The organism is Mesorhizobium sp. M4A.F.Ca.ET.050.02.1.1 (assembly GCF_003997725.1).
Taxonomy (GTDB): domain Bacteria; phylum Pseudomonadota; class Alphaproteobacteria; order Rhizobiales; family Rhizobiaceae; genus Mesorhizobium.
Window position 1 is genome coordinate 1 of sequence record NZ_RZSG01001555.1, and the last position, 395, is coordinate 395.

At 64.1% G+C, this 395-nt stretch carries 1 protein-coding gene; it reads right to left on the reverse strand.

Annotated elements, in window-relative coordinates:
• A partial coding sequence (locus EOA33_RS38610) for a Mur ligase domain-containing protein (protein WP_245482634.1) occupies positions 1–265 on the reverse strand: 265 nt, incomplete at its 3' end.
• Positions 266–395 lie beyond the last annotated feature (130 nt).

A 395-nucleotide genomic window follows, 5' to 3' on the forward strand; every position in this document is an offset into this window, starting at 1 on the left:
CCAAGGCCAGCCGCGGATCGTCGACGGAAAAGACCGGGACCGGCAGCGCGGAAAGGGCGCTCCCCTTGCCCGCCACGACCGCTGCGGCACCCCGCTTAGCGGCATCCGCCGCGTAGGCAGCGCCATCGGCCTTGCTGCCGGCGAGCGCGAAAAAGACGACGCCGGTCTTGACCGCGCGGGAATCCGAGGAAATCCCGGTGACCACCAGGTCGGGGGAAGCTGTTCCCTCGACAGGCAGGATACCGGCTAGTTCTTTTAGCTGCATCGAGTCCCGTTCATCGCAACAAAATAGCGCGCAGTTGCCGGCGCGCCCCAAGAATCACTGATAGGAAACCAGCGTTGCACCATTTTCATGGCTGAAATCTGGCTTCACGCCAAGCATGGCCGCCGAACGG